General features: G+C 71.0%; 28 protein-coding genes and 1 other RNA gene. 16 read left to right on the top strand and 13 right to left on the bottom strand.

Features of this window, described 5'->3' with window-relative positions; all coding sequences use genetic code 11:
* Positions 1–7 precede the first annotated feature (7 nt).
* Positions 8–184, top strand: coding sequence for a hypothetical protein (locus tag ACLBXP_RS05165; RefSeq protein ID WP_447666493.1), 177 nt, complete (start codon positions 8–10; stop codon positions 182–184).
* A gap of 24 nt (positions 185–208) precedes the next feature.
* Here ACLBXP_RS05165 and flgH read toward each other — a convergent pair whose 3' ends face one another.
* From flgH to flgF, 4 genes are all read right to left on the bottom strand, one after another.
* Positions 209–973: a flagellar basal body L-ring protein FlgH gene (gene flgH, locus ACLBXP_RS05160; protein WP_447666492.1), complete on the bottom strand. Its 765-nt coding sequence runs from the start codon at positions 971–973 to the stop codon at positions 209–211.
* 31 nt (positions 974–1,004) lie between these two features.
* Positions 1,005–1,997, bottom strand: coding sequence for a flagellar basal body P-ring formation chaperone FlgA (gene flgA / locus ACLBXP_RS05155; RefSeq protein WP_447666726.1), 993 nt, complete (start codon positions 1,995–1,997; stop codon positions 1,005–1,007).
* Between the two features lie 131 nt (positions 1,998–2,128).
* The gene (gene flgG / locus ACLBXP_RS05150) at positions 2,129–2,920 is read right to left on the bottom strand and encodes a flagellar basal-body rod protein FlgG (protein ID WP_447666490.1); all 792 of its coding nucleotides are present in this window, start codon (positions 2,918–2,920) and stop codon (positions 2,129–2,131) included.
* 17 nt (positions 2,921–2,937) lie between these two features.
* Entirely contained in the window at positions 2,938–3,678 is a 741-nt protein-coding gene (gene flgF, locus ACLBXP_RS05145; protein ID WP_447666489.1) for a flagellar basal-body rod protein FlgF, read from the bottom strand.
* A 264-nt stretch (positions 3,679–3,942) separates the two neighbouring features.
* Between flgF and fliL the strand changes: the two genes are divergently transcribed.
* Genes fliL through ACLBXP_RS05125 form a run of 4 tightly spaced genes read left to right on the top strand, consistent with a single transcriptional unit; the run spans position 3,943 to position 7,037 of the window.
* A complete protein-coding gene (fliL, locus tag ACLBXP_RS05140) occupies positions 3,943–4,467 on the top strand; it encodes a flagellar basal body-associated protein FliL (protein WP_447666488.1) in 525 nt (174 codons plus the stop codon).
* A gap of 17 nt (positions 4,468–4,484) precedes the next feature.
* The gene (gene fliM / locus ACLBXP_RS05135; protein ID WP_447666487.1) at positions 4,485–5,702 is read left to right on the top strand and encodes a flagellar motor switch protein FliM; all 1,218 of its coding nucleotides are present in this window, start codon (positions 4,485–4,487) and stop codon (positions 5,700–5,702) included.
* A gap of 16 nt (positions 5,703–5,718) precedes the next feature.
* Positions 5,719–6,198 carry a DUF6468 domain-containing protein gene (locus tag ACLBXP_RS05130; RefSeq protein ID WP_447666486.1) on the top strand — a complete coding sequence of 160 codons (480 nt, stop codon included), beginning with the start codon at positions 5,719–5,721 and terminating at the stop codon, positions 6,196–6,198.
* Positions 6,195–7,037 (top strand): MotE family protein, encoded by an 843-nt coding sequence (locus tag ACLBXP_RS05125; RefSeq protein ID WP_447666485.1) that lies wholly within the window; start codon positions 6,195–6,197, stop codon positions 7,035–7,037. Before ACLBXP_RS05130 ends, ACLBXP_RS05125 begins: the two co-directional genes overlap by 4 nt.
* Before the next feature lie 93 nt (positions 7,038–7,130).
* Here the strand turns inward: ACLBXP_RS05125 and ACLBXP_RS05120 are convergent, their stop codons facing one another.
* Together ACLBXP_RS05120 and ACLBXP_RS05115 are read right to left on the bottom strand one after the other, a co-directional pair.
* Positions 7,131–7,682, bottom strand: coding sequence for a GNAT family N-acetyltransferase (locus tag ACLBXP_RS05120; RefSeq protein WP_447666484.1), 552 nt, complete (start codon positions 7,680–7,682; stop codon positions 7,131–7,133).
* Between the two features lie 143 nt (positions 7,683–7,825).
* A complete protein-coding gene (locus ACLBXP_RS05115; RefSeq protein WP_447666483.1) occupies positions 7,826–8,992 on the bottom strand; it encodes a type III PLP-dependent enzyme in 1,167 nt (388 codons plus the stop codon).
* A gap of 721 nt (positions 8,993–9,713) precedes the next feature.
* Here ACLBXP_RS05115 and ACLBXP_RS05110 point away from each other — a divergent pair.
* The gene (locus ACLBXP_RS05110) at positions 9,714–10,217 is read left to right on the top strand and encodes a GNAT family N-acetyltransferase (protein ID WP_447666482.1); all 504 of its coding nucleotides are present in this window, start codon (positions 9,714–9,716) and stop codon (positions 10,215–10,217) included.
* Between the two features lie 61 nt (positions 10,218–10,278).
* Here the strand turns inward: ACLBXP_RS05110 and ACLBXP_RS05105 are convergent, their stop codons facing one another.
* On the bottom strand, positions 10,279–10,518 hold the full coding sequence (locus tag ACLBXP_RS05105; RefSeq protein ID WP_447666481.1) for a hypothetical protein: 240 nt from the start codon (positions 10,516–10,518) through the stop codon (positions 10,279–10,281).
* A 186-nt stretch (positions 10,519–10,704) separates the two neighbouring features.
* On the opposite strand from ACLBXP_RS05105, the gene ACLBXP_RS05100 reads away from it, so the two are divergent.
* The 3 genes from ACLBXP_RS05100 to glcF all read left to right on the top strand — a co-directional run bounded on the left by ACLBXP_RS05100 (position 10,705) and on the right by glcF (position 14,880).
* A complete protein-coding gene (locus ACLBXP_RS05100) occupies positions 10,705–12,147 on the top strand; it encodes a lipopolysaccharide biosynthesis protein (protein ID WP_447666480.1) in 1,443 nt (480 codons plus the stop codon).
* An 83-nt stretch (positions 12,148–12,230) separates the two neighbouring features.
* Positions 12,231–13,412 carry an FAD-binding protein gene (locus ACLBXP_RS05095; protein ID WP_447666479.1) on the top strand — a complete coding sequence of 394 codons (1,182 nt, stop codon included), beginning with the start codon at positions 12,231–12,233 and terminating at the stop codon, positions 13,410–13,412.
* A 112-nt stretch (positions 13,413–13,524) separates the two neighbouring features.
* The gene (glcF, locus tag ACLBXP_RS05090) at positions 13,525–14,880 is read left to right on the top strand and encodes a glycolate oxidase subunit GlcF (RefSeq protein ID WP_447666478.1); all 1,356 of its coding nucleotides are present in this window, start codon (positions 13,525–13,527) and stop codon (positions 14,878–14,880) included.
* Positions 14,881–14,885: 5 nt separating this feature from the next.
* On the opposite strand, the gene ACLBXP_RS05085 is transcribed toward glcF, so the two are convergent.
* The gene (locus tag ACLBXP_RS05085; protein WP_447666477.1) at positions 14,886–15,866 is read right to left on the bottom strand and encodes an MBL fold metallo-hydrolase; all 981 of its coding nucleotides are present in this window, start codon (positions 15,864–15,866) and stop codon (positions 14,886–14,888) included.
* Positions 15,867–15,931: 65 nt separating this feature from the next.
* Between ACLBXP_RS05085 and ACLBXP_RS05080 the strand changes: the two genes are divergently transcribed.
* A complete protein-coding gene (locus tag ACLBXP_RS05080; RefSeq protein WP_447666476.1) occupies positions 15,932–16,711 on the top strand; it encodes a helix-turn-helix transcriptional regulator in 780 nt (259 codons plus the stop codon).
* Positions 16,712–16,717: 6 nt separating this feature from the next.
* Here the strand turns inward: ACLBXP_RS05080 and ACLBXP_RS05075 are convergent, their stop codons facing one another.
* From ACLBXP_RS05075 to fumC, 3 genes are all read right to left on the bottom strand, one after another.
* Entirely contained in the window at positions 16,718–16,936 is a 219-nt protein-coding gene (locus ACLBXP_RS05075) for a ribbon-helix-helix domain-containing protein (protein ID WP_447666475.1), read from the bottom strand.
* On the bottom strand, positions 16,933–17,142 hold the full coding sequence (locus ACLBXP_RS05070; protein WP_447666474.1) for a DUF4169 family protein: 210 nt from the start codon (positions 17,140–17,142) through the stop codon (positions 16,933–16,935). Before ACLBXP_RS05070 ends, ACLBXP_RS05075 begins: the two co-directional genes overlap by 4 nt.
* Positions 17,143–17,263: 121 nt before the next feature.
* The gene (gene fumC / locus ACLBXP_RS05065; protein ID WP_447666473.1) at positions 17,264–18,679 is read right to left on the bottom strand and encodes a class II fumarate hydratase; all 1,416 of its coding nucleotides are present in this window, start codon (positions 18,677–18,679) and stop codon (positions 17,264–17,266) included.
* Positions 18,680–18,797: 118 nt separating this feature from the next.
* On the opposite strand from fumC, the gene ACLBXP_RS05060 reads away from it, so the two are divergent.
* A complete protein-coding gene (locus ACLBXP_RS05060) occupies positions 18,798–20,183 on the top strand; it encodes a cytochrome P450 (RefSeq protein WP_447666472.1) in 1,386 nt (461 codons plus the stop codon).
* Between the two features lie 28 nt (positions 20,184–20,211).
* On the opposite strand, the gene ACLBXP_RS05055 is transcribed toward ACLBXP_RS05060, so the two are convergent.
* Both ACLBXP_RS05055 and ssrA read right to left on the bottom strand, forming a co-directional pair.
* Positions 20,212–20,826 (bottom strand): SspB family protein, encoded by a 615-nt coding sequence (locus ACLBXP_RS05055; RefSeq protein WP_447666471.1) that lies wholly within the window; start codon positions 20,824–20,826, stop codon positions 20,212–20,214.
* Between the two features lie 67 nt (positions 20,827–20,893).
* Positions 20,894–21,267: a transfer-messenger RNA gene (gene ssrA / locus ACLBXP_RS05050) on the bottom strand.
* Between ssrA and ACLBXP_RS05045 the strand changes: the two genes are divergently transcribed.
* From ACLBXP_RS05045 to hflC, 5 genes are all read left to right on the top strand, one after another.
* The gene (locus tag ACLBXP_RS05045) at positions 21,259–22,074 is read left to right on the top strand and encodes a CPBP family intramembrane glutamic endopeptidase (protein ID WP_447666470.1); all 816 of its coding nucleotides are present in this window, start codon (positions 21,259–21,261) and stop codon (positions 22,072–22,074) included. The two genes, ssrA and ACLBXP_RS05045, sit on opposite strands and share 9 nt — an antisense overlap.
* 89 nt (positions 22,075–22,163) lie before the next feature.
* Positions 22,164–22,958 carry a thymidylate synthase gene (locus tag ACLBXP_RS05040; protein ID WP_447666469.1) on the top strand — a complete coding sequence of 265 codons (795 nt, stop codon included), beginning with the start codon at positions 22,164–22,166 and terminating at the stop codon, positions 22,956–22,958.
* 24 nt (positions 22,959–22,982) lie between these two features.
* Entirely contained in the window at positions 22,983–23,471 is a 489-nt protein-coding gene (locus tag ACLBXP_RS05035) for a dihydrofolate reductase (protein WP_447666468.1), read from the top strand.
* 193 nt (positions 23,472–23,664) lie between these two features.
* Positions 23,665–24,822, top strand: coding sequence for an FtsH protease activity modulator HflK (gene hflK, locus ACLBXP_RS05030; protein WP_447666467.1), 1,158 nt, complete (start codon positions 23,665–23,667; stop codon positions 24,820–24,822).
* Positions 24,819–25,778 (top strand): protease modulator HflC, encoded by a 960-nt coding sequence (gene hflC, locus ACLBXP_RS05025; protein WP_447666466.1) that lies wholly within the window; start codon positions 24,819–24,821, stop codon positions 25,776–25,778. The genes hflK and hflC overlap by 4 nt, the downstream gene beginning before the upstream one ends.
* The last annotated feature ends 142 nt before the right edge of the window (positions 25,779–25,920 follow it).

Raw genomic sequence — 25,920 nt, 5'->3', positions numbered from 1 at the left:
CATTCCCATGGACAATGAAGTCCTCATCCTCGTGCTCGCCCTGGCGACGCTCGCGATCGTCATCGGCGTCGCGATGTGGTCCCGCGGGCGCGTCGCGCAGGCCAAGCGCGATCCCCAACGGTCTGCATTCACAGAGCAGCACGGCGGGCCCCCGCGCCAGAACCGGCCTGGGACCGAGCACTGACGCGAGGACCTGTAGCGGGATCGCTCAGAACGGCAACACGATGTCGACGAACTGCTGTCCGTAGCGGGGCTGCTGCACGTCGGTGATCTGCCCGCGGCCGCCGTAGGCGATGCGCGACTGGGCGATCTTCGCCGAATCGACCGTGTTGTCGGACTCGATGTCCTCCGGCCGCACGATGCCTGCCACGATCAGCTCGCGCACCTCGAAGTTCACCCGGATCTCCTGCTTGCCCTCCACCACGAGGTTGCCGTTCGGCAGCACCTGCGTGACGATGGCCGCGACGTTCGTGGTCACCTGCTCGGCGCGCTGGATCGAGCCCGCCCCGTCGCTCGCAGAGGTGGAGGTGGCGTTGAGGAGCTTGTCGGCGGAGATGCCGACCGCCGCGACGCCTGCCGATTTCTCGAGGCCGAAGGCGTTCGGCAGGCCGAAGCCTTCGGCGTTCGAGCGTGAGCGCTTAGTCTCGTTGTTGAGGTTGGCCTTGTCGGTGACGTTGACCTTCACGGTCACGAGGTCGCCGATCCGTGCGGCGCGCTGATCCTTGAAGAAGGCCCGTGAACCCGTGCGCCACAGCGAGTTCGGCGCGTAGGAGACCGGCTGCACCTCCGGCATGGGCAGGCGCACCGGCTTGTAGCCGGGCTGGCTCGTCGGGTCCTCGATGGCCGAGAGGGCCGGGCGCTCGCCGATCTTCGAGAGCCGATCGACGGTGTTGCAGGCGCCGAGGCTGGCCGCACCCGCGAGAACCGCGGTGCAGGCGAGGAGGCGGGCGAGGGGATGAGGGCGGGCGGGCATCTTGAACTCCACGCGACGACGGTGCGGGGCTTCAGCGGAGGGTGGTCGCCGCGTCGGCGCTCGCCTGGCGCTGCGGGCCTGCGGGACCGACGGAGACGCGGCCGGGGCCGATCACTGTCGCCTGAAGGACTTTCTTGGACGCGACGTTGAGGACGCTGACGGTGGCGCCGAGCCGGCCGCTCTCGTTGGCCTGGCCTCGCATCGACAGGCTGATCCCTGGCGTCTCGTAGACGATGCTGACCGCATCGCCCCGCGCGACGAGGTCGGGCGGGGCCGTGTCGCCGCCGCGCAGGACGGTTCCGGCCGCGAGCGCGCGCTGGGCGACCTCACCTGCGGTGGCCGCCGCCTGCGCGTCCGGGGGTGTGCCCTCGCGGGGGCGGCGCTCGATCACGACGTCGGCGGGGTTGACGGCCTCACCGCGATTCACGCCCCGCGTGAGCACGGCGACCTCCCGCATCTCGATGCACAGGCCGGTCACCCGCAGCGAGGCCTGACGCTCGCCGAGGCTGATCAGCCCACCGACGCGGCGCGACCGGGGATCGTAGGTGACGTCCAGCGCGACCGCCTGCCCGTTGAGGTCGAGCGGCGCGAGGAGAGTCGGCGCCTCGCCGTCGAGGCGGATGCTCAAGGCCTTCGCGTCGAGCCCGTAGGCGGTCTCCAGCGTGCGCTTGAGCGCCGCCTCGATCTCGGGCGGCCCGACCCGCCGCACGGCGCGCTGCACGGCGATCTGCACCCGGCCTCCGGTCTCGACGCTGCCGAGGCCGAGCGCCGCCACGGCCTCGACGATGCGATGGGCCTGGATGGTACCGGTGGCACCGAGCGCCGGCGCCCGGAACAGCGCGCGCTTCGCGCTCTCGCCGCCCGCGCCCTCCACGAGGTCGCCGAGCGTCAGGACGTCGCCGCGCGCGGTGACGTCGCCGCGCAGGCGCAAGGCCTCGGCGGCCGCCGCCGGCAGCACCAGGAAGCCGACTGCGAACAGCGTCACGACGGAAGCGACGAGGCGCAGCACGATGCCGGCGCTCATCGGTGCGACCCGCGGGGCGGGCACCGGCTCGACGGACCGGAGGGCGACGACCGCCTCGGGGAGGGCCGGGTCGGCTGCTTGGGACAGGGTGGCGGATCGGGCAGACATGGCTCGGTGGCTCACGGACGGGATCAGCTGCGGAACATCTGGGAGGTGGTGGAGAGCATCTGATCGGCCGCGGTAACGACCTTCGAGTTCATCTCGTAGGCGCGCTGCGCCGCGATCAGCGACGAGATTTCCGTGACGGCGTTGACGTTCGCCTCCTCGAGGTAGCGCTGCTGCAGGCTGCCGAAGCTGTCCGTGCCGGGGTTGCCGGTGAGCGCGGGGCCTGATGCTGCGGTCTCCAGGAAAAGGTTGTCACCCATGGATTCGAGGCCCGTCTTGTTGACGAACCGAGCGAGCTGGAACTGACCCAGCGTCTGCGGCGCGGTCTGCCCCGGCAGCGTCGCCTGCACGACGCCGGTGGCACCGATCGTGACGTCGCTCGCGTTGTTCGGGACCGTGATGCCGGGATCGATCAGGTAGCCGTCGCGGGTGACGAGTTGTCCCTGCGCGCTGAGGTCGAAGGAGCCGTCGCGGCTGTAGGCGGTGCGCCCGTCCGGCAGCGTGACGCGGAAGTAGCCCTCGCCGCGGATCGCAACGTCGTAGTCCTTCTCGGTCGGCGTCAGCGTGCCCTGCGACATCACCCGGGCGGTCGACACCGTCTTCACGCCCGAGCCGAGGGAGAGCCCCGCCGGAAGCTGCGTGTTCTGGTCGGAGGTCGCCGCGCCGGAGCGGCGGAGATTCTGATAGAGCAGATCCTGGAAATGCGGCTGCTGGCGCTTGTAGCCGGTGGTGCGCAGGTTCGCGATGTTGTTCGAGATGACCTGGACGTTGAGTTCCTGGGCCGCCATGCCGGTAGCGGCGGAGTAGAGGGCGCGCATCGTCTAGCTCCCAATTCTCACGCGACGTCGGCGAGGCGGCGGATCGCCGTGCCCCGCAGGTCGTCGAGGCGCGAGATCACGCTGGAGACCATGTTGTAGGTCCGGTTCACGTCCATCAGCCGCGTCATCTCGATGACCGGGCGCACGTTCGACCGTTCCAGCGCCCCCGATTCGAGGCGGCCGGCGAGGCCCGCGGGCTGCGCAGGCGCGGTCGAGGCGTAGACGTTCGCGCCCTGGTTCGTGAGGGCCTGCGGGTTCGGGAAGGTTACGAGACGCAGGCGCCCGCGCACGCCGAGGTTGGTCGAGACGGTGCCGTCCGGCCCGATCGCCACGCCGCTCTCCTGCGGGCTGATCTGGATCGGACCGGCCTCGCCCTGCACGGCGTAGCCGTCGCTCGTCACCAGTGTGCCCTGCGCGTTGAATTCGAGCGCCCCGTTGCGCGTGTAGCGCTCGCCCTCGGGTGTCTGCACGGACAGGAACGCCTCGCCCCGGATCGCGACGTGGAGCGGGTTGCCGGTCTGCTCGATCGGGCCCTGACCGAGGTTGAGGCTGGTGCCCTGGTCGATGACGTAGGAGACGCGCCGGTCGCTGCCCTTGAAGGTGTCGGCGCTCGCCACCGGCATCAGGTATTCCTGAAAGCGCGCATTGCGGGCCTTGAAGCCGGTAGTCGAGACGTTCGCCATGTTGTTGGCGATGACGTCGAGTTCGCGCTGGAGCGCGACCTGGCTCGACACACCGATGAAGAGGGCGTTCTGCATGGGGTTGTCCGATGCGGGCGCCACCGCGGCGCCGTTAAGCATGCCCGCATCGGCCGTGCCAAGCCGAAAGATTGAATTTTCTTGAGATAAATCAGAAGCTTGGATGGAAAGGATCGGCGCGGGCCCATGCGGCGTCGGCCACCACGCGGCAAAGCCGACCCGGCAGAAACTGCCGCCTTAACGCTGCATTAACCCTGCCCGCCGATACCTGTGATGGAAGCCCGGACCGCTGCGCGCGCTCGGCCGGCGCCCGGAGCACGGCAGATGGCCAAGAAGCCCACCAAGGCGCCCGCCGGGGACGGGGAGGGTGGGGGCGAAGCCCCGAAGAGCAAGAAGAAGCTCGTCATCATCATCGCGGCCGCGGTGCTGCTCCTCGCCGGCGGCGGCGGTGGCGCCTACGTCCTGATGAAGAAGCGGGCGGCCCAAACGGAAGCTGCTCAGGCCGCCGACGGCCACGGCGCGACCGAGTCCAAGAAGACCGCCGCCTTCCTCGACGTCCGCGAGCTGATCCTCAACCTCACGCCGGAGACCGGCGGGGACAAGGCGCGCTTCGCGAAGCTCCGGATCGTGCTGGAGCTTAAGGACGCGAAGGTCGAGGGTGACGTGCGCCCGCTGCTGCCTCGGATCGAGGACACCTTCCAGGTCTACCTGCGGGAGCTGCGCGTCAGCGACCTGTCCGGCTCCATGGGCCTGTATCGGCTGCGCGAGGAGCTGCTGCGCCGGGTCAACATCGCCCTGTACCCGACGAAGGTCGAGGCGGTGCTCTTCAAGGACGTGATCATCCAGTAGGCCGGCCGAGCAAGCGAATGGAACCGGACGACCCGAACCTCGACGACGACGATTGGTCCGCTGCGCTGCTCGAGCAGAACGGCGAGGGCGGGGACGCGTCGCTTGCCGAGGAATGGGGCGCGGCGCTCGCCGAGCAGGGCACCACGCGCAACGCCAGCGACGTCGCCGCCGAATGGGCGACGATGATCGAGGACGGGGAAACCGACAACCTCCCCGAGCTCGCCGGCAACGATCGCATCCTCAACCAGGACGAGATCGACGGCGTCCTGGGCTTCTCCCTGCGCGAACTGTCCGCCTCGGGGGCGGGCGGCGTGCGCGCCATCGTCGATTCCGGCGTCGTCCAGTACGAACGCCTGCCGATGCTGGAGATCGTCTTCGACCGGATGATCCGGTTGCTGTCGACCTCGCTGCGCAACTTCTTTCAGGACAACGTCGAGGTCACCCTCGACAACATCACCTCGGTCCGCTTCGGCGACTACCTCAACGCCATCCCGCTCCCAACCCTGCTGGGGGTTTTCCGCGCCGACGCCTGGGAGAATTCCGGCCTCGTCACGGTGGAGTCGAATCTCGCCTACTCGACGCTCGACCTGCTCCTCGGGGGCAAGCGGGGCGGCTCCTCCACCCGCCTCGACGGCCGCCCGTTCACGACGATCGAGATGCAGCTCGTGCGGCGCCTCGTCGAGATCATCCTGGGCGACCTGGAGTTGTCGTTCCAGCCGCTCTCCCCGGTGCGCTTCGGCATCGACCGTATCGAGACGAACCCGCGCTTCGCCACGATCACGCGGCCGGCCAATGCCGCGATCCTGATCGGCCTGCGCCTCGACATGGACGGCCGCGGCGGCCTCCTGCAAATCCTGTTTCCCTACGCCACGATCGAGCCGATCCGTGAACTGCTCATGCAGAGCTTCATGGGCGAGAAGCTCGGTCGCGATCACGTGTGGGAGGGCCACCTCGCCACCGAGATCTGGCAGGCCGACGTCGCCATGGAGGCGGTGCTCCACGAGATGATGCTGCCGTTGAAGCGTGTCCTGTCGCTGAAGATCGGCGATACGCTGATGTTCGACGCCAAGCCCACCGACCTGATCACCGTGCGCTGCGGCGACTGGGCGCTGACGCAGGGGCGGATCGGGCGGGTCGACGACAACATCGCCGTGCAGGTGACGCGGCCCCTGCGCCGCTCGCGCACGACGCTCCAGGCCTTCGAGGCCTCGATGAACAACCGGACGGACGGCTAGAGATGGGTCTGACACCATGAGCCTCGCCGTGACCCTCCTCGCCGACGCCCTCGTGGCGATCCTGCTCGTGGCCACCATCGTGTCGTCGATGCGGCTGTCGCGACGCATCGCCCTGCTCAAGGGTGACGAGGCCGCCCTCAAGCAGACCATCGGCGACCTGATGGTGGTCACCGGCACCGCCGAGCGGGCGATCCTCGGCCTGCGCACGGCAATCGACGAATGCGACCGGACGCTGGCGGAGCGGCTCGCCACGGCGGAGCGCTACGCGGGCGAGATCGCCGGTCATGTTCAGGCGGGCGAGGGCGTGATCTCGCGGATCGGCGCCATCGTCATGCAGATGCAGGCGGTGCCGCGCCCGTCTGCGCCGCCCGTACAGCCCGTGCCGGCTACTCCGGTCGCGGAGGGGCCGAACAACGAGCGTCTCGGTGCCGCCGCCGCGGCCGCCCTGGCCATGACCGAGCGCGCCCTCAGCCGGGTCCGGAGCCGCGCCGCGTGAAGCGACCCGCCGCCAAGCGCGAGCCCGCAGCGCCGCTCGCAAAGCCCGCGGCACCCGCCCTCGGCCGGTCGCGCCCGCGCGTGCCCCGCCCGTTCCGGCTCCGGCTGATCGACGCCGTGACGCTGGCGGCCGGCGGCCTCTTGGTGCTGAAGGTGTCGGCCATGGTCGTGGAGGCGCCTGGTCTGCAGGTCGAGCCGACCGGCTTTCCCCGGGCGCTCGCCAACGCGCGCACCAACTACGAGCCGCCGGACCCGACAACCACCGGTTCGGTCAGCCCCAAGGAGCCGGAGAAGGAGGCCCGGAAGGCCGAGACGCCGCCGCGTGCCCAGCCGCTCGTGCCGGACCAGGCGACCTCGCCGACGGAGCGCGCGCTCCTCGAGAAGCTCGGCGCGCGCCGGGACGCGCTCAAGCAGCGCGGCGAGGAACTCGACCTGCGCGAGAAGCTGCTCGGGGAGGCCGAGCGCAAGATCGAGGGCAACCTCGGCGACCTCAAGGAAGCCGAGGACAAGGTCGAGACGGGCATGCGCAAGGCTGCCGAGGCCGAGAAGGCCGGCCTCAAGAACATCGTCACGATGTACGAGAGCATGAAGCCGAAGGACGCCGCGCGCGTGTTCGATCGCCTCGGCCACGATGTGCTGGTGCCGATCGTCCTCGCGATGAACCCGCGCAAGATGGCGGAGGTCCTCGCCGTCATGCAGCCGGAAACGGCCGAGAAGCTCACGGTCGCCCTCGCCCTGCGCGCCCGCGGCGGCGCCGGCCCGCAGGCGCAGGCGCAGGCAGGCACCGGCCTGCCGCCGAACGAGCTGCCGGCCATCGATCCGGGCACCGGCGGACGCTGAGCCTGCGCAGGCCGACCCGCTCCGTCCACGCTATCGTGGGACAGCCGGGGTGAGGGATCTCAGGCTTTCGGAGGAACCGCCAGGACCTGCGCTTCAGGCCGCGCGTCGTCGCGCGTCCGTCGCAACGGCTGCCACCGCCTCGGCGGGCAGGGGCACGCCGGTCGCCCGCACCAGCCCCTCGGCACCCGCAAGCGCGCCGTTCCGCAATTCCAGGCCGAGGAAGCGCTCGCGCTCGAACGGGCCGGGCAGCCAGAGGCCGGACGCCGTGGCCTGCGAAAAGCCGAAGCGGGCGTAGTAGGGCGCGTCGCCGACCAGCAGAACGGCCCCGTGGCCCAGCGCCTCGGCGCGACCGAGGGCCGCCTGCATCAGGACGCGGCCGAGGCCCTGCCCGTGGAGCCCCGGATCGACCGCCAGGGGGCCGAGGAGCAGCGCTGGGCGCGCCGGGCCGGCCTCGACGTGCCACAGCCGCACGGTGCCGACGACCCGTGCCTGGTGGGTAGCCGTGAGCGACAGGCCGCGCGCCGGATGGCGGCCCTCGCGCAGGCGCTCGGAGGTCTTGGCAAAGCGCGCGGCGCCGAAGCAGGCGTCGAGGAGCCGCTCGCGGGCCGGCACGTCGCCGGCATGCTCATCGCGGATCTGGATCACGGCCGTAACCCTCCCGGGGTTGGATATCGTGGGAGAAGCGACAGCCCTCGCACCGGCGCGTGGGCACCGGCCGTCCGGGACGGTGGGGTAGGGAAAGCCTCGGACCGGGGCGCCGGGTGGTCCTCCCGCCCGGCGCCAAGTCCTCAGATCACGTATTGCTGCAGCGGGGGGAAGCCGTTGAAGGCCACCGCGGCATAGGTCGTCGTGTAGGCGCCCGCACCTTCGATCAGCACCTTGTCGCCGATCGAGAGGGAGATCGGCAGCGGGTAGGGCACCTTCTCGTAGAGGACGTCGGCCGAGTCGCAGGTCGGGCCGGCGAGGACGCAGGGGCTCATCCGATCCTCGTCATGCTCGGTGCGGATCGCGTAGCGAATCGACTCGTCCATGGTCTCGGCCAGACCGCCGAACTTGCCGATGTCGAGGTAGACCCAGCGCACCTCGTCCTCGGCCTCCGACTTCTTCGACACGAGCACCACCTCGGCCTCGATGATCCCGGCATTGCCGACCATGCCGCGGCCCGGCTCGATGATCGTCTCCGGCAGCCGGTTGCCGAAGTGCTTGGTGAGGGCCCGGAAGATCGCGTCACCGTAGGATTCCACGCCCGGCACCTGCTTGAGGTACTTGGTCGGAAAGCCGCCGCCGAGGTTGACCATCGACAGGTTGATGCCGCGCAACGCGCACTCCCGGAAGATCTCCGAGGCCGAGGCTAGCGCGCCGTCCCAGGCGCCGGTGTTGCCCTGCTGCGAGCCGACGTGGAAGGAGACGCCGTAGGCGGTCAGGCCCTCGCGGTGGGCGTGCTCCAGCACGCCGACGGCCATCTCGGGCACACAGCCGAACTTGCGGGAGAGGGGCCACTCGGCGCCGGCGCCGTCGCAGAGGATGCGGCAGAACACCTGTACGTCGCGCGGGTCGATCTCGGCGGCCGTCGCGGCGCGCGTGATCTTCTCGACCTCGGCCTCGCAATCGACCGCGAACAGCCGCACGCCGAGCCGGAGGGCGCACCCGATGCAGCGCTCCTTCTTGATGGTGTTGCCGAAGGAAACCCGGTCGGCCGTGGCGCCGGCGGCGAGCGCCATCTCGATCTCGACCACCGAGGCGGTGTCGAAGCAGGAACCCATGTCGGCGAGCAGGCGCAGCACCTCGGGGGCCGGGTTCGCCTTTACGGCGTAGAACACGCGGGTGTCCGGCAGGGCGCGGGCGAACGCGGTGTAGTTTTCGCGCACGACCTCGAGGTCGAGGACCATCACGGGGCCCTCGTCGCGGCCGAGGTCGCGGCGTGCGCGCAGGAAATCGCGGATGCGATCGGTCATGGACGTCCCCACCACAGGTTCGCAGGCGCCCTTCGCGGGGCGCGATGTCGAAGGTCTGACGGTCCGCGGGGACCGCCGGCGTCAGGGGGCGATGCGTCGCGCGGGCCCGTGCGCTTTGGAGACGCGCGGGTCCGAACGGGCGCAGAGCACCCGGAAGCTGCCGTGGATTGGTAGGGGGAACCCCAACCGCACGCCGGGCAAGGAGAAACAAGCCTCTTCGGTGTCGGCCTTTGGAGGGCCGACGAGACCAAAAAAGCCCGTTCGTCGTTGCTTTAAGCTGCGTCCCCCGTGGAGAGCGGGGTTCGCCGGTTTCGCCTCCGGCTGCCGGTTGTTGTCGGGGTCCGGTGTTGCCACCTGGATGCCGGCCGGAGGGAATCCACCCTGTCGACCATCGATCCTTTAAGACCCCTGGCGGCTGTCCGGCAGTTGACCGGATGCCCACCAACCGACACGCGGCCACAGGCACGTGCGAAATTGGGCAAGCGCGATATACGGTTCGGGCGCTTCGGCCACAAGGGAAATCGTTGGGCGCTGCGGAGGATTTCCCCGTTCTTTCGCGGGCTTGTTGCAGAAAAGCGTCGGCAGGGTTGAGACGGCCTTTCCAACAGGCCGGAGAGGGCGCATCTCACGGACCCGAAGCGGCTGCGACCGCGCCGGCACGGGAATCCGAAGTGAGGCTGATGAGCGCGACCCACAGCATCCGCAGCGGTCGGGCGGCGGCGTGAGCGCACCCGCCGGCGACATCGTCCCTGCCCTGACGGTACGGGCGGCCACGCGGGCCGACCTCGACGCGCTGATGGCGCTGGAGCAGGCGGCCTTCGTGTCGGACCGCGCGGAGCGTCGCGCCATACGCCACGCCATCGACGTGCCGAGCATGACCGTGCTCGTGGCGACCATCGAGGATGAGAGCGGAGAGTCGATCCTCGTCGGTGCGGCGACGCTCGAGCGCCGCCGCAACACCGACATCGCCCGCCTCTCCTCCATCGCGGTGTCACCGGCACGGGCCGGCCTCGGCCTCGGCGGACGCCTCCTCGATGCCGCCGAGGCGGATGCGCGGGCGCATGGTCGCCGTCGCCTTCGGCTCGAGGTGCGCGCCGACAACGGGGCCGGCATCCGGCTCTACGAGCGCCGCGGCTACGACCGCTTCGCGACGGTCGCCGACTACTACGAGGACGGGATGGAGGCCTGGCGCTACGAGAAGCGCCTCGGCGAACCTAAGCGGTGAACGACCGCGCCTCGGAGCCCGGGCGCGGCGTCGTCGGTTTCGCGCGCCGGGAGCCGCCGGCTCAGTCGCAGCTCTCCTTGTGAACCGTCTTGCGGTTGCCGTCCTCATCCGTCTTCGTCACGGTCTTCGAGGCGCAGCCGTCGCTGGTCTCGCGCGTCTCCACCGTCTTGCGCTCCACCGCGGGACGATCAATCACGACCGTGTCCGGCGCATCGCGGCGGATCACCGTAGTCTCCGCCGTCGCAGCCTGGGCGCCGACGAGCCCGAGCAGCGCCGCGGTCACCAGAAGCTTCGTCGCCATAGTACCCTCCGTTGCATGGATCAAAACACCGCAAGCAACGGTGAGCCGAGCGTAACTGTTCCGCGCGGCGCGCGCGCATCCTCAAGGCCTTCGGCCGAACTCTCGCCAGATTAGGGGAATCTTACCGGGCGATCCGCAGTCTCACCGTCCGATCCCGGCCCGTGACCCGCGAGGCATCGAGCGTCCATGGCCGTCATCGCCGCCTTCATTCTCAATGCCGGGCTGAACTTCCTTCTGGGCCTCGTCATCGCCAAGCTGCTCGGACCGGCCGATTTCGGCCGGTTCGCCCTGGCAACCGCCGGCGCCATCGTGGTCAACACGGTCGTCTTCGAGTGGCTGCGCTTGTCCGCCACCCGGTTCTACTCGGCGCGTGTCCGCGGGGAGGAGCCCTGGATCCGCCACGGGCTCGACCGGGCCTACGCCGTCCTGGCCGCGCTCCTCCTCGGGGCGGCCCTTCTGTGCGCGGGCCTCGGCCTCGGCGAGGGGGCGGACGGCGCGGGGGCCATGATGGGCGGCACCGCGCTTGCGGCACTCGGCATCGGGGTGTTCGACTACCAAGCCGCGCTGGCGCGGGCGCGCTTTGAGGGGCGCCTCTACTTCGGGCTCGTCGCGCTGAAGAACCTGTTCGCGGTCGCGATGATGGCGGCGGCCGCCTGGTTCCTGCGCGAACCGGCCTGGGTTCTGGCCGCGGCGGGGCTCAGCCAGCTTGCGGCGGTGCTGTTCCTCCGTGGGCCCCTGCGCGACCCGGCGGTGCCGATCGTGCGCGTGCGGCTGCGCGAGACCCTGCGGCTGTTCATGCTCTACGGGCTGCCGCTGATCCTGGCCAACACCGTCTACCAGCTCCTGCCGGTGTTGAACCGCGCCACGCTCGCGGCCCACTCGGGCTTCGCGGAGGCCGGCTACTTCGCCCTCGCGGCGGACGTCAGCGCGCGCAGCCTCACCACCCTCGGGACGGCCCTCGACCTCCTGCTGTTCCAGCTCGCCGTGCGGGCCGAGGAGCACGAGGGTCGCGCCGCGGCCGAGCGGCAGGTCGCCGCCAACGCGGCCACGGTCTACGCCCTGCTGCTGCCCTGCGCGGTCGGGTTCTGGGCCGTGCTCCCGGCGTTGGAGGCGCTCGTCGTCCCGGAGGCCTTCCGAGGGCCGTTCACGCTGTACGCGACCCTGCTGATCCCCGGTCTCTTCGGGTTGTCGCTGATGTACTACGCGCTGAACCCGGTCTTCCAGATCCGGCGCCGGACGCTGCCGGTGATCGCCGCCTCGGCGATCGGTCTCGGCGTGAACGGCCTCGGCCTCCTAACCCTGCCGTCGCTCCTCGGGCCGCCGGGCATCGCCGTCGCGCAGAGCCTGGGGCTCACGACCGGGTGCAGCTGGCTCGCGCTGCGGGCCCTCACGGGTCGGGAGCGCCTGCACCTGCCCTGGCGGGATATCGGCGCGGCGAGCCTCGCCGGCCTCGCGATGGGTCTGGCGCTGCTGCCCCTGCGCCACCTTCCGCCCGTGCAGGCCCTCGTGCTCGCCGTGCCCCTCGGCGCCGCGCTCTACGGTCTGCTCGTCTGGCTGTTCGACATCGCCGGCCTGCGCCGGGAGGTCGAGGCGCGGCTCAGGGCGAGACATCCGGCGGCGGCCGAATAGCGAAGCCCTTTGAAAGGCGGCTGCAATCCCCCATCATCCTGGACTAAAGGATCCCCGAAAATGATCCGGCAGGGCAGGGAACGATGGGCGCATACGAGCCGCAGGATGAGGCGGGCGCGGCGGAGATCGTGCGCGGCGCCGCGGGCCGCGCCGAGCGGCTGCGCCTCGTTGGGTCGGACACCAAGGCCGGCATCGGGCGGCCGGCCCAGGACAAGGCGACCCTCTCGGCTGCAGGCCTGACGGGCATCACCCTCTATGAGCCCGCCGAGATGGTGATCGCGGCGCGCGCCGGCACCCCGCTCTTCGAGGTCGAGGCGGCGCTCGCCGCCAGCGGCCAGATGTTGCCCTTCGAGCCCGTGGACCACCGGGCCCTGATGGGAACCACCGGCGAGCCGACCTTCGGGGCCGTTGCGGCCGCGAACAATTCCGGGCCGCGCCGGATCAACATGGGTGCTGCGCGCGACAGCCTGATCGGCGTGCGCTTCGTCAACGGGCGCGGCGAGGTGATCAAGTCGGGCGGCCGCGTCATGAAGAACGTGACCGGCCTCGACCTCGTGAAGCTCATGGCCGGCTCCTGGGGCACGTTGGGCTTCCTGACCGAGGTCACCTTCAAGGTGCTACCGGTCCAGGAACGCGCCACCACACTGATGTTCCGGGACCTCGACGACACCCGGGCGATCGAGGCCCTCTCCGCCGCCCTCGGCTCGCCCTTCGAGCTCACCGGCGCCGCCCATCTGCCAGCCGGCCTCGGTTCGCCGGAAGCCCGGACGCTGATGCGGCTCGAGGGCTTCACCGATTCGGTCGCCTACCGGTTCGGGGAGCTGCGGCAGCTGCTCCGGCGCTTCGGCGCGCCGGAGGCCGTGGAGGGCGAGGCCTCGGCCGACCTCTGGCGGGGCGTGCGCGACGTCGCCCCCTTCGCGGGGAGCACCGAGGCGGTCTGGCGCATCTCCACCGCGCCGACGCGCGGTGCCGAGGTCACCCACGCCATCGGGCGGGCGCTGGCCGCGCGCTGGTACTACGATTGGGGCGGCGGCCTGATCTGGCTCGCCACGGATGCGGGCGGGGATGCGGGTGCCAGTGTGATTCGGTCGGCCCTCGGAGCGGGCGGCCACGCCACGCTGGTGCGGGCGCCGGACGCGGTACGGGCGGCCGTGCCGGTGTTCCAGCCGCTGGCCGAGCCCCTGATGCGCGTCACCCAGGGGATCAAGGCCGCCCACGACCCGGGTGGACTGTTCAATCCTGGTCGGATGTACGCCGGCGTGTAGCGGTCTGCGACGATCCCGCCTCCTCCTGCGCGGGATCCAGCGTATAAGAGTTCCAAGAAAGAACAGCCTGTCCGGCCGGCCCCACGCGACCGGCCGCCCCGAGGAAACGCCGGTGCAGACGAATTTCAGCCTCGCGCAACTCGCCGACCCCACGATGGCGGCGTCGGAGAAGATCCTGCGCACCTGCGTGCATTGCGGCTTCTGCACGGCGACCTGCCCGACCTACCTGCTGCTCGGTGACGAGCTCGACAGTCCCCGGGGGCGCATCTACCTGATCAAGGACATGCTGGAGGGCGGCAAGGCGGCGAGCGCCGAGGTGGTCAAGCACGTTGACCGCTGTCTGTCGTGCCTGTCCTGCATGTCCACCTGTCCGTCCGGCGTGCATTACATGCACCTCGTCGACCATGCCCGCGCGCATGTCGAGGAGACCTATCGCCGGCCGGTGGACGACCGGTTGCTGCGCGCCGTCCTGGCCATCGTGCTGCCCTACCCGGGTCGGTTCCGCCTCGCGCTCCTCGCGGCCAAGCTCGGGCAGCCGTTCCGCCCACTGGTCGCCCGGCTGCCGCGGGTCGGCAACCGCCTCGCCGCGATGCTCGACCTCGCGCCCGCGATCCTGCCGGGCCGCAACCCCACCGACCGGCCGGGCCGCTTCCCGCCGCCCGCCAACACCAACGCCCGGCGGGGCCGCGTCGCCCTGCTGCGCGGCTGCGCCCAGAGCGTACTGCGACCGGACTTCAACGAGGCCGCGATCCGCCTCCTCAACCGGCACGGCGTCGAGGTGGTGCAGGCCAAGGGCGAGGGCTGCTGCGGAGCGCTGACCCACCACATGGGCAAGGCCGACACCTCCCATGCGCAGGCGCAGCGCACGATCGACGCCTGGATCGCCGAGATGGACGGGCCGGACGGGGGCCTCGACGCCATCATCGTGACGGCCTCGGGCTGCGGCACGACTATCAAGGACTACGGCTTCATGTTCCGCAACGACCCCGTCTACGCCGAGAAGGCGGCGCGGGTCTCGGCGATCGCGAAGGACGTCACCGAGTACGTCGCGACCCTCGGCTTGATGCAGCCCGTGGTGGAGACTGACCTCGTGGTGGCCTACCACTCCGCGTGCTCGATGCAGCACGGCCAGGGCATCCGCACGGAGCCGAAGAACCTCCTGAAGCGGGCGGGCTTCACCGTGAAGGACGTGCCCGAGGGCCACATCTGCTGCGGCTCGGCCGGCACCTACAACATCCTGCAGCCCGAGATCGCCGAGCGCCTGCGCGCCCGCAAGGTCGCCAACATCGAGCGGATGCGGCCGGACCTCATCGCTACCGGCAACATCGGCTGCGCCACCCAGATCGGGAAGGGCACGCCGCTGCCGATCGTCCACACGGTCGAGCTCCTCGACTGGGCGACCGGCGGCCCGAAGCCGGCGGCCCTCGAAGCGCTGCCGGAGGTGCGGGTGCCCGCGGCCGCGGAGTAGGGGGCTCACGCATCGAGCTGGTAGGTGAGGGGTATCCAGCGGTACCCCGTCCCCCGGCGCGCCACGTAGCCGAGCGACGGGAAGCTCGTGTGATAGGCCGCGACGAGCACATCCTCGGTGGCGGCCAACTCGTAGATCCGCCGCCGCGTGGCGGCGCCGGTCGCCTTGTCCATATCGAACAGCGCGTGCCACTCGGGATGCGCCAGGGAAGCCACCTCGTGGTGGGCGCAGTCTCCCCAGATCAGCAGGCGCCGCCCCGCGCTCTCGACGTGGAAGGCCGTATGCCCGGGCGTGTGGCCCGGCGCCGCGAGCGCCCGGATGCCGGGTACGATCTCGTCACCGTCCGAGATCAGGCGCGTTCGATCGCGAAGCGGCAGCAGGTGGCTGCGGAAGACCTGCGCCGATCGATGCTCGTTCGTCTCGGGTGATGCCGCCAGGCGGCTCTCGTCCGACCAGAAGGCGTGCTCGGACCCCGCGATGACGACGCCCGCCTGGGCGAAGGCGGGTCTGCCGTCCTCCATCAACCCGCCGATGTGGTCGGTGTGGGCGTGGGTGATCACGACGAGGTCGATGCTGGCGGGGTCAATCCCGGCCTGCCTCAGGCGCTCGCCGAGCCGGCCGCCCGCCGGACGCGGCACGAAGCCGACCGCGCCGTTGCCGGTATCGAACAGGACGCGCGCCCGCCCCGTGTCGACGAGGACCGGCGTGAAGCCCGGGCGGAAGCGCGTCGGCGGAAGCCGGTTCTCCCGCATCAGCGCCGCGATCTCGGCCGGCGTCCGATCCTCGCCCACGATCGGCCACGGCCCGTCGATCATCGCCGCCGCGTCGAGGAGCATCGTCACCGTGAAGTGACCGAGCGCGAAGCGATGGTGGGACGGCTCGCTCACGGGAAGCGGCGCCGAGGTGGCCCGAGCCGGAGCGCCGCGGAGCATCACGGGCAGTGCCAGGCCCGCGAGGGCGAAGCGGCGGCGGTTTGCGTCTATCATCGGGCGAGGCCTCCCGCTCGGCGCAGCTGCGCCGGACTGGAGACGGCGTAGCAGCGTGGCCGGAGATGCACTTGTACGAACGTGCTGCAACCTGCACCGGGCAGGGCCCCCTCTGGCACGTCGCCGGCGATCGGACCTTCTTCGCGGGCCCGCTCACCTACAACGCGGCCCACCAGCACGGCGCGCCGGTCTTCCTCGCGGGCCTGCACGGACGCTTTCGCCTGCGCGCGCAGGGCGGCGCCTGGCTGTGGTGCCGCACGGCGGTGGTGCCGGCTGGGACGATGCACGAGCTCGAATTGCGCGGCGATCCGGTCGCGGTGCTCTACCTCGAGCCGGACGGTGCGGGCCCGCACGGGCTCATTCCGCTGGTGTCCGGCGCGCGGGAAACGGACGGGATCGTCGTCGGCGAGGGGGGCGAAGTCGGGCCTCTCCGCGCGCTCTTCGAGGATCGGTCCGCCGTCGAGGCGGCGGGCCCGGTGCTCGGGGACCTTCTGCGCTTCGCCGTGCCGCGGGCGAGGCGCACCGGGGACGCGCGCATCCGGTGCGCGGTCGAGGCGCTGCGCGCGCGGGCCGGCGCAAAGGTGCCGGTCTCGTCGCTCGCCGCGCGCGCCGGTCTCTCGGCCTCGCGCTTTCAGCACCTCTTCACGGCGGAGGTCGGCGTGCCGTTCCGGCGCTACAGGGCGTGGCTGCGGATGCGAGCCGCGATCGGAGAGATCGTGGGTGGCGCGAACTTCACGCAGGCCGCGCACGCGGCGGGCTTCGCGGATCAGGCGCATTTCGCCCACGACTTCCGCCGCACCTTCGGCGCTCCCGCATCCTGGAGCCTCACCGGCGTGCGCCGCTGAGCCCGGTCAGATGGGTCGGGAGCGCTCGGCGAGTACGAACACCCGGATCGCCGACGACAGGTTCTGGCCGTCGCGGCCGGCGTCGATCGTGCCGATCAGGGCCTGAACGGATGCGCCGCGCGCGTCGGCGATCGCGCGCAGCGCCGTCCAGAACGGCTCCTCCAGGGAGACGCTGGTACGGTGCCCGGCGATCATCACCGATCGCTTGACGATGCCCCGGCTCACGCCTCCCGGTCGTCGCCCGAGGTGGAGGCGTCGGGCGTCAGGCGGTGGCCCTCGTGTCGATCCCGCTCGAGGGCCTTGCGGGTCTCGGCAAGCGTCTTCGCGCGCTTCGGGCGCCCGAACACCACCCGGTTCTCGCCCGCCCGGGCCTCCTTCTCGGCGCGCTCCCGCGCCTTGCGGAACTGTCGCAGGTTGATGATCTCGGCCATGGCCCGGATCCTTGCGCGGGGTGAGCGGGCGCCGTCGGCGCCCGACCCGATGTTAGGGCCTTCGTGCGGTCGAGGAGAAGCGGTTTCCGGTCCTCCGTCGGGACCGTCGAGGTCGTAGAACTTAGTCGGCGCTCGGCGCCAGCATGTCCTCGGGGCGGACCACCCGGTCGAACTCGGCGTCCGTCACGTAGCCGAGGCGCAGGGCCTCCTCCTTCAGGGTGGTGCCGTTCTTGTGCGCGGTCTTGGCGATCTCGGCCGCCTTGTCGTAGCCGATGGTGGGGGCGAGCGCCGTCACCAGCATCAGCGACCGGCTCATCAGGTCGGCGATCTTGTCCTCGTTGGCCTTGATGCCGACGACGCAATTGTCCGCGAAGCTCACGGCGGCGTCGGCCAGGAGCCGCACCGACTGCAGGACCGCGTTGGCGATGACGGGCTTGAACACGTTCAGCTCGAAGTTGCCCTGGCTGCCCGCGAACGACACGGTGGTGCCGTTGCCGATCACCTGCGCGCAGACCATCGTGAGCGCCTCGCACTGGGTCGGGTTGACCTTTCCGGGCATGATCGACGAGCCGGGCTCGTTCTCTGGCAGCGACAGCTCGCCGAGGCCGGAGCGGGGTCCGGAGGCGAGGAAGCGGATGTCCTGCGCGACCTTGAACAGGCCCGAGGCCAGCGCGGTCAGCGCACCCTGCGTGAACACGAGGGCGTCATGCGTCGCGAGCGCCTCGAACTTGTTCTCCGCGGAGGTGAAGGGCAGACCGGTCAGCTCGGCGACCTTGGCCGCGAAGGCCTCGGCGAACTTCGGGTGGGCGTTGAGGCCGGTGCCGACCGCCGTGCCGCCCTGCGCGAGTGCCAGCACGCCGGGGAGCGTCGCGGCGATGCGGGCGCCGCCGAGCGCCACCTGCTGGGCGTAGCCGGAGAATTCCTGTCCGAGGGTGACCGGCGTCGCGTCCTGCAGGTGTGTCCGGCCGATCTTGACGATGCTCTCGAAGGCCCGAGCCTTGGCGTCGAGGGCCCCGTGCAGGTGGCTCAGGGCCGGCATCAGGCGGCCCTGGATCTCGCGCGCGACCGCGATGTGCATGGCGGTCGGGAAGGTGTCGTTCGAGGACTGGCCGCGGTTGCAATGGTCGTTCGGATGAACCGGGCTCTTGCCGCCCCGCTGGCCGCCCAGCCGCTCGTTGGCGAGGCTCGCGATCACCTCGTTGGCGTTCATGTTCGACTGGGTGCCCGAGCCGGTCTGCCAGACCACGAGGGGGAACTCCCCGTCGTGGCGCCCCTCCACCACCTCGGCGGCCGAATCCGCGATGGCCTGCGCGAGGCGCGGCTCCAGCGCCCCGAGATCCTCGTTCACGAGCGCGGCCGCCTGCTTCACGAGGCCGAGGGCATGCACCAGCGGCGCCGGCATGTGCTCGGTGCCGATCCGGAAGTTCTGGATCGAGCGCTGCGTCTGCGCGCCCCAGTACCGGTGCGCCGGGACCTCGATCGGGCCGAAGGTGTCGGATTCCGTGCGGGTGGCGGTCTCGGGGGCGTGCGGCGACATCATGGCCTCTACGTCTGGGTCAGGGCGGCCCCTACTTACGGCAGGGGACCCGCAAGTGCGATGCCGCTTTTCGGCGGTCCTGACAAAAGCGGCGGCCTGTTCCGCCCGATGGGAGCCGATGGACATCGCCCGCGACGACACGATCCGCGCCCGCTTCCGGCCCGCGGTGCCGCCGCCCCGGCGCGAGCCGATGGGGCTCTTCGCCTTCCTGAGGGCCGCCCGCGCCAACCCCATCACCACGTGGATGGAGGACCACTTCACCGCGCCGGTCGTGGCGGGGGAGGGCGCCATGGGGCGCATCACCGTGGTGAGCGACCCGGCGCTGATCCGCCACCTGCTCGTGGACAATGCGGGCAACTACCGCAAGGACGACCTGCAGCGCCGCGTACTCGCCCCGGGCCTCGGCAACGGGCTCCTCACCGCCGAGGGCGACGAGTGGCGCCTGCAGCGGCGCACGCTCGCGCCGGTCTTCTCGGCCCGCACGGTGCGGAGCTTCACGGAGCCCATGAACGCCGCCGGCGCGCGCCTTGGTCGCCGCCTCGCCCGGCGGGACGGCGCGTCGGTGGACGTCGCCCTGGAGATGACGCGCGTCACCCTCGACGTGCTGGAACGGACGATCTTCACGCACGGGCTGCCGAGCGACCCGGACGCCCTGGGGCGGGCCATCACCCGCTTCCTGGAGGCGGTGGGGCCGATCGACCCGCTCGACGTGTTCGGTGTGCCGGCCTTCGTGCCGCGCATCGGCCGGCTGCGGGCTCGGCCCGCGCTCCGCTTCTTCGCAGAGGTCGTGGACGAACTGATCGCGCGGCGCCGCGCGCTGATGCGGGCCAGCGAGGCGCCGCAGGACCTTCTTACGCTCCTCCTCGCAGCCGAGGATCCCGAGACCGGGAAGGGGCTGACCGAGCTGGAGGTGAAGGCGAACATCGTCACCTTCATCGCGGCCGGCCACGAGACCACCGCGAACGCGCTCACCTGGGCGCTCTACTGCCTGTCGCAGGACGCTGAGGCCCGCGCGCGCCTGGAGCGGGAGGTCGACGCCGCCGGCACCGGCGACCTCTCGGTCGAGGACCTGCCGTTCGCCAAGGCGGTGATCGAGGAGACCCTGCGGCTGTTCCCGCCGGTGCCGTTCCTCAGTCGGCAGGCGCTGGCGGACGACCGGATCGGCCGCATCAAGATCCCGCGCGGCTCGCTCGTGATGGTGGCGCCGTGGGTGCTGCACCGGCATCGCACCCTCTGGGACGACCCGGCGGCCTTCGTGCCGGAGCGCTTCCTCGCACCCGCGCGCGAGGCGATTCCCCGCTTCGCCTACCTTCCGTTCGGGGCGGGGCCGCGGGTGTGCATCGGCCAGAGCTTCTCCGTGCAGGAGGCGGTGATCCTGCTCGCGCACATCGTCCGCGCTGTCCGGTTCGACCTGCCGGCCGGGCACCCGCCGGTGACGCCGCTGCATCGGGTCACGCTGCGGCCTGAGCACGGGTTGCGGATGCGCTTGGCGCGGCGGGCTTAGGGCGAGCCGCACCGCTGCCGAGCCGCTCTCAGCTCTTCTTGCGGAAGGCGTCCAGGCTGACGACCTCGGCGCTGCCCTCGGCCGCCTCGGCATCCTTCTTCGGGGCGGGCTTCGCCTCGTCCGCCTTCGCGGCGGCCGGCGGAAGTGCGGGCACCACCTTCGGGCCGCCGCCGAGGGCCGGCAGGCCGACATTGCCCGGCTTCATCTCGCTCGGCTCCGAGGCCGCGCCGCGGGGTCCGTTGCGCGGGACGCCCTGAAGCTCGGCGGGTTCCGGCACCTCGCTCCCATCGCTGAGATCGAACTTGAGGCCGAACTGCACCGAGGGGTCGAAGAAGCCCGTCAGCGCGTCGAAGGGCACCAAGAGCCGCTCCGGCACGCCCGAGAAGGACAGGCCGACCTCGAAGTTGTGCTCGTTGACGCCAAGGTCCCAGAACTGGTGCTGGAGGACGATGGTCATGTCCTGCGGGTACTTCTCCCTAAGGCGCTGCGACATGCGCACGCCCGGCGCCTCGGTGCGGAACGAGACGTAGAAGTGATGCTCGCCGGAGAGCCCGTCCCGGGCCGCGTCTGTCAGGACCTTGCGGACGACGCCGCGCAGGGCGTCCTGCACCAGGAGATCGTAGCGGATCAGATCGTCTGCCATCTGCGGTCGCTTTACCCGGGCTGCCGGCCGGCTATGCCGAGGGTCGGGCGCACCGGATGGAAAAATGAGTGGAGGCTTCTGTTGCCAGGTGCCTCCGAACCCCGCCTATGCGGTGCTACCCGCTAGGACTTCAGGTCGGTTTTGGGAACTGCTTACGCAGCCACCGCCACCGGAGCAAAGTTGTCGTTGGCAACTATTGCAAAGGCCCGATAACGGCGGAACCATGCCGAGCGAAAGCTCACCCTTTACGCCCTCGTCGATCCTATTTCGCCCCCGCCGAAGCCCAACGCCGCGCGTGCGTCCAATGGCCCTGGGCTCGGGTGGAGGCGCCGGGTACCGCCCCCGGGTCCGATAGGTTTATTGCGAAGAACGTTTATCGCCATAGCCGGCCTTGCGACCGGCAAGGGGAATATAGAGGGGATCGCCCCGGTTTTGAAGCCCGATCGTGGAGCCGATGCGCCCGATGTTGCGGCTTTCCGCGCCGGTGGCCTTCGCGCCGCGGGTCTCGCGGTCCTGCGCCTCGCCGGGCTGCTCGTCGCCGTGCTCCTCTATCTCGGCGCCGCGAGCCTCCTCGCGATCCTCGTCGTGCGGGTCGGCGCGGACCTCCTCGACGGCATCGACCCGCTGACCCCGCAGGCCCTGCGGCCGCCCCTCGGGATGAAGAAGCTCGCCCACCGCGAGCTCGCGGTCGACGTCGCACGGCAGCTGATCCTCGCGGCGCTCGTCCTCGCGACGGTGGTGATCCGCGACCGCGGGGCCTGGCGGCGGCGCCTCGCCCTCGACCGCGAGCGGCCGAACGGCATGCGGGCGCGCAACCTCCTCCTGATCCTCCTGCTCTGGCCCATCCTGCACATCGCCTGGGTGAGCGGGACGGCGGAGGCCTTCGGGGCGACCTTCGGACAGGGCGTGCGACTGTCGCCCGCCATGAGCGCCTGGGCCGTCGCGGCCTGGCTCGCCTACGCGGTGGTCCTCGCGCCAGCCGCCGAGGAGCTACTGATGCGCGGCGAGGCCTACGCGCAGGCGGCGCGCTTCCTGCCGCCGGCCGGGGCCATCCTCGCGACCGCGCTCTTGTTCGCCGCGGCCCACCTCTCCGCCTGGGGCCTCGCGCGCCCGGTCTCCCTCCTGCCCCTCGCGCTGATGCTCGGCTGGCTCCGCTGGCGCACCGGCCGCCTCTGGCCCTGCATCGCGCTTCACGGCTGGAGCAACCTCGCCCTCATCGCCTATGTGCTATGGCCCGAGCCGGCGTAGGTCTTAGGTCCGGCGCGGCAATCTGGTAACCCGATGCGGGGAGAATGCCGCCCCCGCCCCGGACTAGCTGGGCCAGAGGATCACGGGCGATGCACGCCTACCATCAGCTTCTCCGGCGCATCCTCGACGAGGGCGTGCGCAAGGAGGACCGGACCGGCACCGGCACGCTCTCGGTGTTCGGCCACCAGATGCGCTTCGACCTGCGCGAGGGCTTCCCCCTCGTCACCACGAAGCAGCTGCACCTGCGCTCCATTATCCACGAGCTGCTGTGGTTCCTCGCCGGCGACACCAACGTGCGCGCCCTCCAGGCCGAGGGGGTGACGATCTGGGACGAATGGGCCGACGAGCAGGGCGACCTCGGGCCGGTCTACGGCAAGCAGTGGCGCTCCTGGGCCAAGCCGGACGGCGGCACCGTCGACCAGATCGCCTGGGTGGTGGACGAGATCCGCCGCAACCCGGATTCCCGGCGCCTGATCGTCAGCGCTTGGAACCCGGCCGACCTCGACCGGATGGCGCTCGCGCCCTGCCACTGCCTGTTCCAGTTCTACGTCGCGGAGGGCCGGCTCTCCTGCCAGCTCTACCAGCGCTCGGCCGACGCCTTCCTGGGCGTGCCCTTCAACATCGCGAGCTACGCGCTCCTCACCGCCATGGTCGCGCAGGTGACGGGCCTCGCCCCCGGCGATTTCGTCCACAGCTTCGGCGACGCGCATCTCTACGCAAACCACCTCGACCAGGCCCGGCTTCAGCTCACCCGCGAGCCCCGCCCGCTGCCGCAGCTGCGCCTGAACCCGGAGGTGCGCCGGCTGGAGGACTTCCGCTTCGCGGACATCGCCATCGACGGCTACGCGCCGCACCCGGCCATCCGGGCGCCGGTGGCGGTCTGAGCCTCACACCCCCAGCGAGCCGCCATGCCCCTCATCACCCTCGTCGTCGCCGTGGCCCGCAACGGCGTCATCGGCCGCGACAACGGCCTCGCCTGGCACCTGCGCAGCGACCTTCGCCGCTTCAAGGCCCTCACCATGGGCAAGCCGATCCTGATGGGCCGCAAGACCTTCGCGTCGATCGGCCGGCCGCTGCCCGGGCGGCGAACCCTCGTGCTCACCCGGGACCCGAGCTTCGCGGCGCCCGGAACGAGCGTCGTCCACGGCTGGGACGAGGCGGTGGCCGCGGCCGACGCGCCCGAGCTGATGGTCGTCGGGGGGGCCGAGATCTACGCCCTGGCGCTGCCGCACGCCGACCGCATCCACCTCACCGAGGTCGCCGACGACCCAGCCGGCGACACCCTGTTTCCCGCCTTCGAGCGCGCCGCCTTCCGCGAGACGCTCCGTGAGCCGCACCCGGCAGGAGAGCAGGACGAGCACGCGTTCACCTTCATCGACCTCGATCGCATCCGTTAACCCCCTGCGCAGACTTAATCCCTGCCCGCGCCAGGGGCGTCGCGTCGCGGTTGTCATCGGCCGGGGGAGTGCCCACCTGCGCCCTCAGGGCGAGCCTTGACAGGACGGGGCGCGGCCAATCAGGTGCAGGCACCGCTCAGGGCGCCTTCAGGCAAGGCGCTGCGGCCCGGTCGAGCAGGAGATCACCTCAAGGATGCCTTGGAGCAATCAGAGCGGCGGCGGTGGCGGCGGGGGAGGACCCTGGGGTCGCGGCAGCGGCAATGGGGGTGGTCCCTGGGGTGGAGGCGGCGGCGGTGGCAAGACCCCGCCAGATCTGGAGGATCTGCTCCGGCGCGGTCAGGACCGGCTGCGCGGCGTGATCCCGGGCGGCTCCTTCGGGGGCGGCAAGAGCTTCCTCGTCGTGGCGGCCCTCGCGGTCGGCGTCTGGCTGCTCACCGGCTTCTACACGGTGGCGCCGAACCAGGTCGGCATCGAGACGATCTTCGGCCGCTACGTCGGCGCCAAAGGTGAGGGCCTGCGCTACAACTTCCCCTATCCGGTCGGCGGCGTCGTCAAGCCGAACGTCGGCCAGGTGAACTCCATCCAGATCGGCTTCCGCTCCGGCGTCGGCACGCAGTCGCGCCTGCGCGACGTGCCCGAGGAGAGCCTGATGCTCACCGGCGACGAGAACATCGTCGACCTCGACTTCGAGGTGCAGTGGCGCGTCAACCCGCTGAAGGCCTCCGACTACGTCTTCAACCTCCAGAACCCGGAGGGCACCATCAAGGCCATCGCCGAGAGCGCGATGCGCGAGGTGGTGGGCCGGCGCAACATCCAGGCGATCCTCACGAACGAGCAGTCGAGCGTCGCGCAGGAGGTCAAGGAGATCACCCAGGCGGCGCTCGACGAGTACGGCGCGGGCGTGCGGATCGAGGTGGTCCAGCTCGTCGCCGTCAACCCGCCCCCCGAGGTGCGGCCGGCCTTCATCGACGTGAACGCCGCGCAGCAGGATGCCGAGCGCGTCCAGAACGAGGCGAAGACCTACGCGAGCCGCGAGGTCCCGCAGGCCCGCGGTAAGGCGTCCCAGGTCGTGCAGGCTGCCGAGGCCTACAAGACGCAGGCCACCGCCGACGCCACCGGCCAGGCGGCCCGCTTCGAGCAGGTCTACCAATCCTACAAGAACGCGCCGGCGGTGAGCCGCGAGCGCATCTTCCTCGAGACGATGGAGAAGGTCCTGGGCTCCGTGCACAAGGTCATCATCGACCAGAGCGGTTCGGGCGTTGCCGGCGGCGCGGCCGCGGGCGTGCTGCCCGTGCTGCCGCTCACCGAGCCGGGCGCCCGCGGCGGCCAGACCACGGGAGCCGCCCGATGAACGCTCAGGCTCTCCGCACCGCGGTCGTCGTCATCGCGGCCGCCATCGCCGTCTCGTTCTACGCGTCGGTGTTCACCGTCGGTCAGATGCAGCAGGCCCTCGTGCTCCAGTTCGGACGCGTCCGAGCCGTGCTGAACCAGACCGGCGAGGACCGGCCGGGCCTCTACTTCAAGTGGCCCTTCATCGAGAACGTCATCGTCTTCGACAAGCGCGTCCTCGACCTCGACCTGCCGGTGCAGACCCTGCTCACCGCCGATCGCCAGAACCTCGAAGTCGACGCCTTCGCGCGCTATCGCATCACGGACCCGCTGCGCTTCTACCAGTCGGTGAACAACATCGGTCTGGCCAACCAGCGCCTGGCGAGCTTCACGAACTCGTCGCTCCGCAACGTGCTCGCCCGCTCGACGCGCGACGCGATCGTCAAAACAGACCGCACGCGGCTGATGAACGAGATCCAGGAAGACGTGAACCGGCAGGCCAAGGCCCTCGGCGTCGAGATCGTCGATCTGCGCATGACGCGCGTCGACCTGCCGGCGCAGAACTCCTCGGCCGTCTATGAGCGCATGAAGACCGAGCGCAAGCGCGAGGCGGCCGACGTCCGGGCGAACGGCGACCAGATCGCCGCCACCATCCGGGCGAAGGCCGACCGCGACGTGACGGTCATCCTCGCGGAAGCCAACCAGAAGTCGGAGGAGTTGCGCGGCCAGGGCGATGCCGAGCGCAATCGCATCCTCGCCGAGGCGTTCGGGCGCGATCCCGACTTCTTCGCCTTCTATCGCTCGATGCAGGCCTACGAGACCGGCCTGAAGGGACCCGACACCCGCTTGGTGATCAGCCCGAACACGGACTTCTTCCGCTACTTCAACGATCCGGCCGGCCGCGCGCCCGCCAATGGAAACCGGGGTGCCTCGGACCCCGGAGCCACGACGGGCTCGACGGCGGGCGCGGCGCGCTGAGCGCCCCGCGGGGTGCGGCGATGCCGCGCTCTGCCGCCATCCGGCCGGCGTCGCCCTTGAACGGCGCGACGCCGGGCCGATCTATGGGCGACGCTCGCGCCCCAGGAGCCGACCTGTCGGCCGACCCGTGGGCCGACCGGCC

Source organism: Methylobacterium sp. A54F (genome assembly GCF_053346035.1).
The sequence above is the reverse complement of the archived record's forward strand: the minus strand, read 5'-3'. Positions and strand labels throughout refer to the sequence as shown.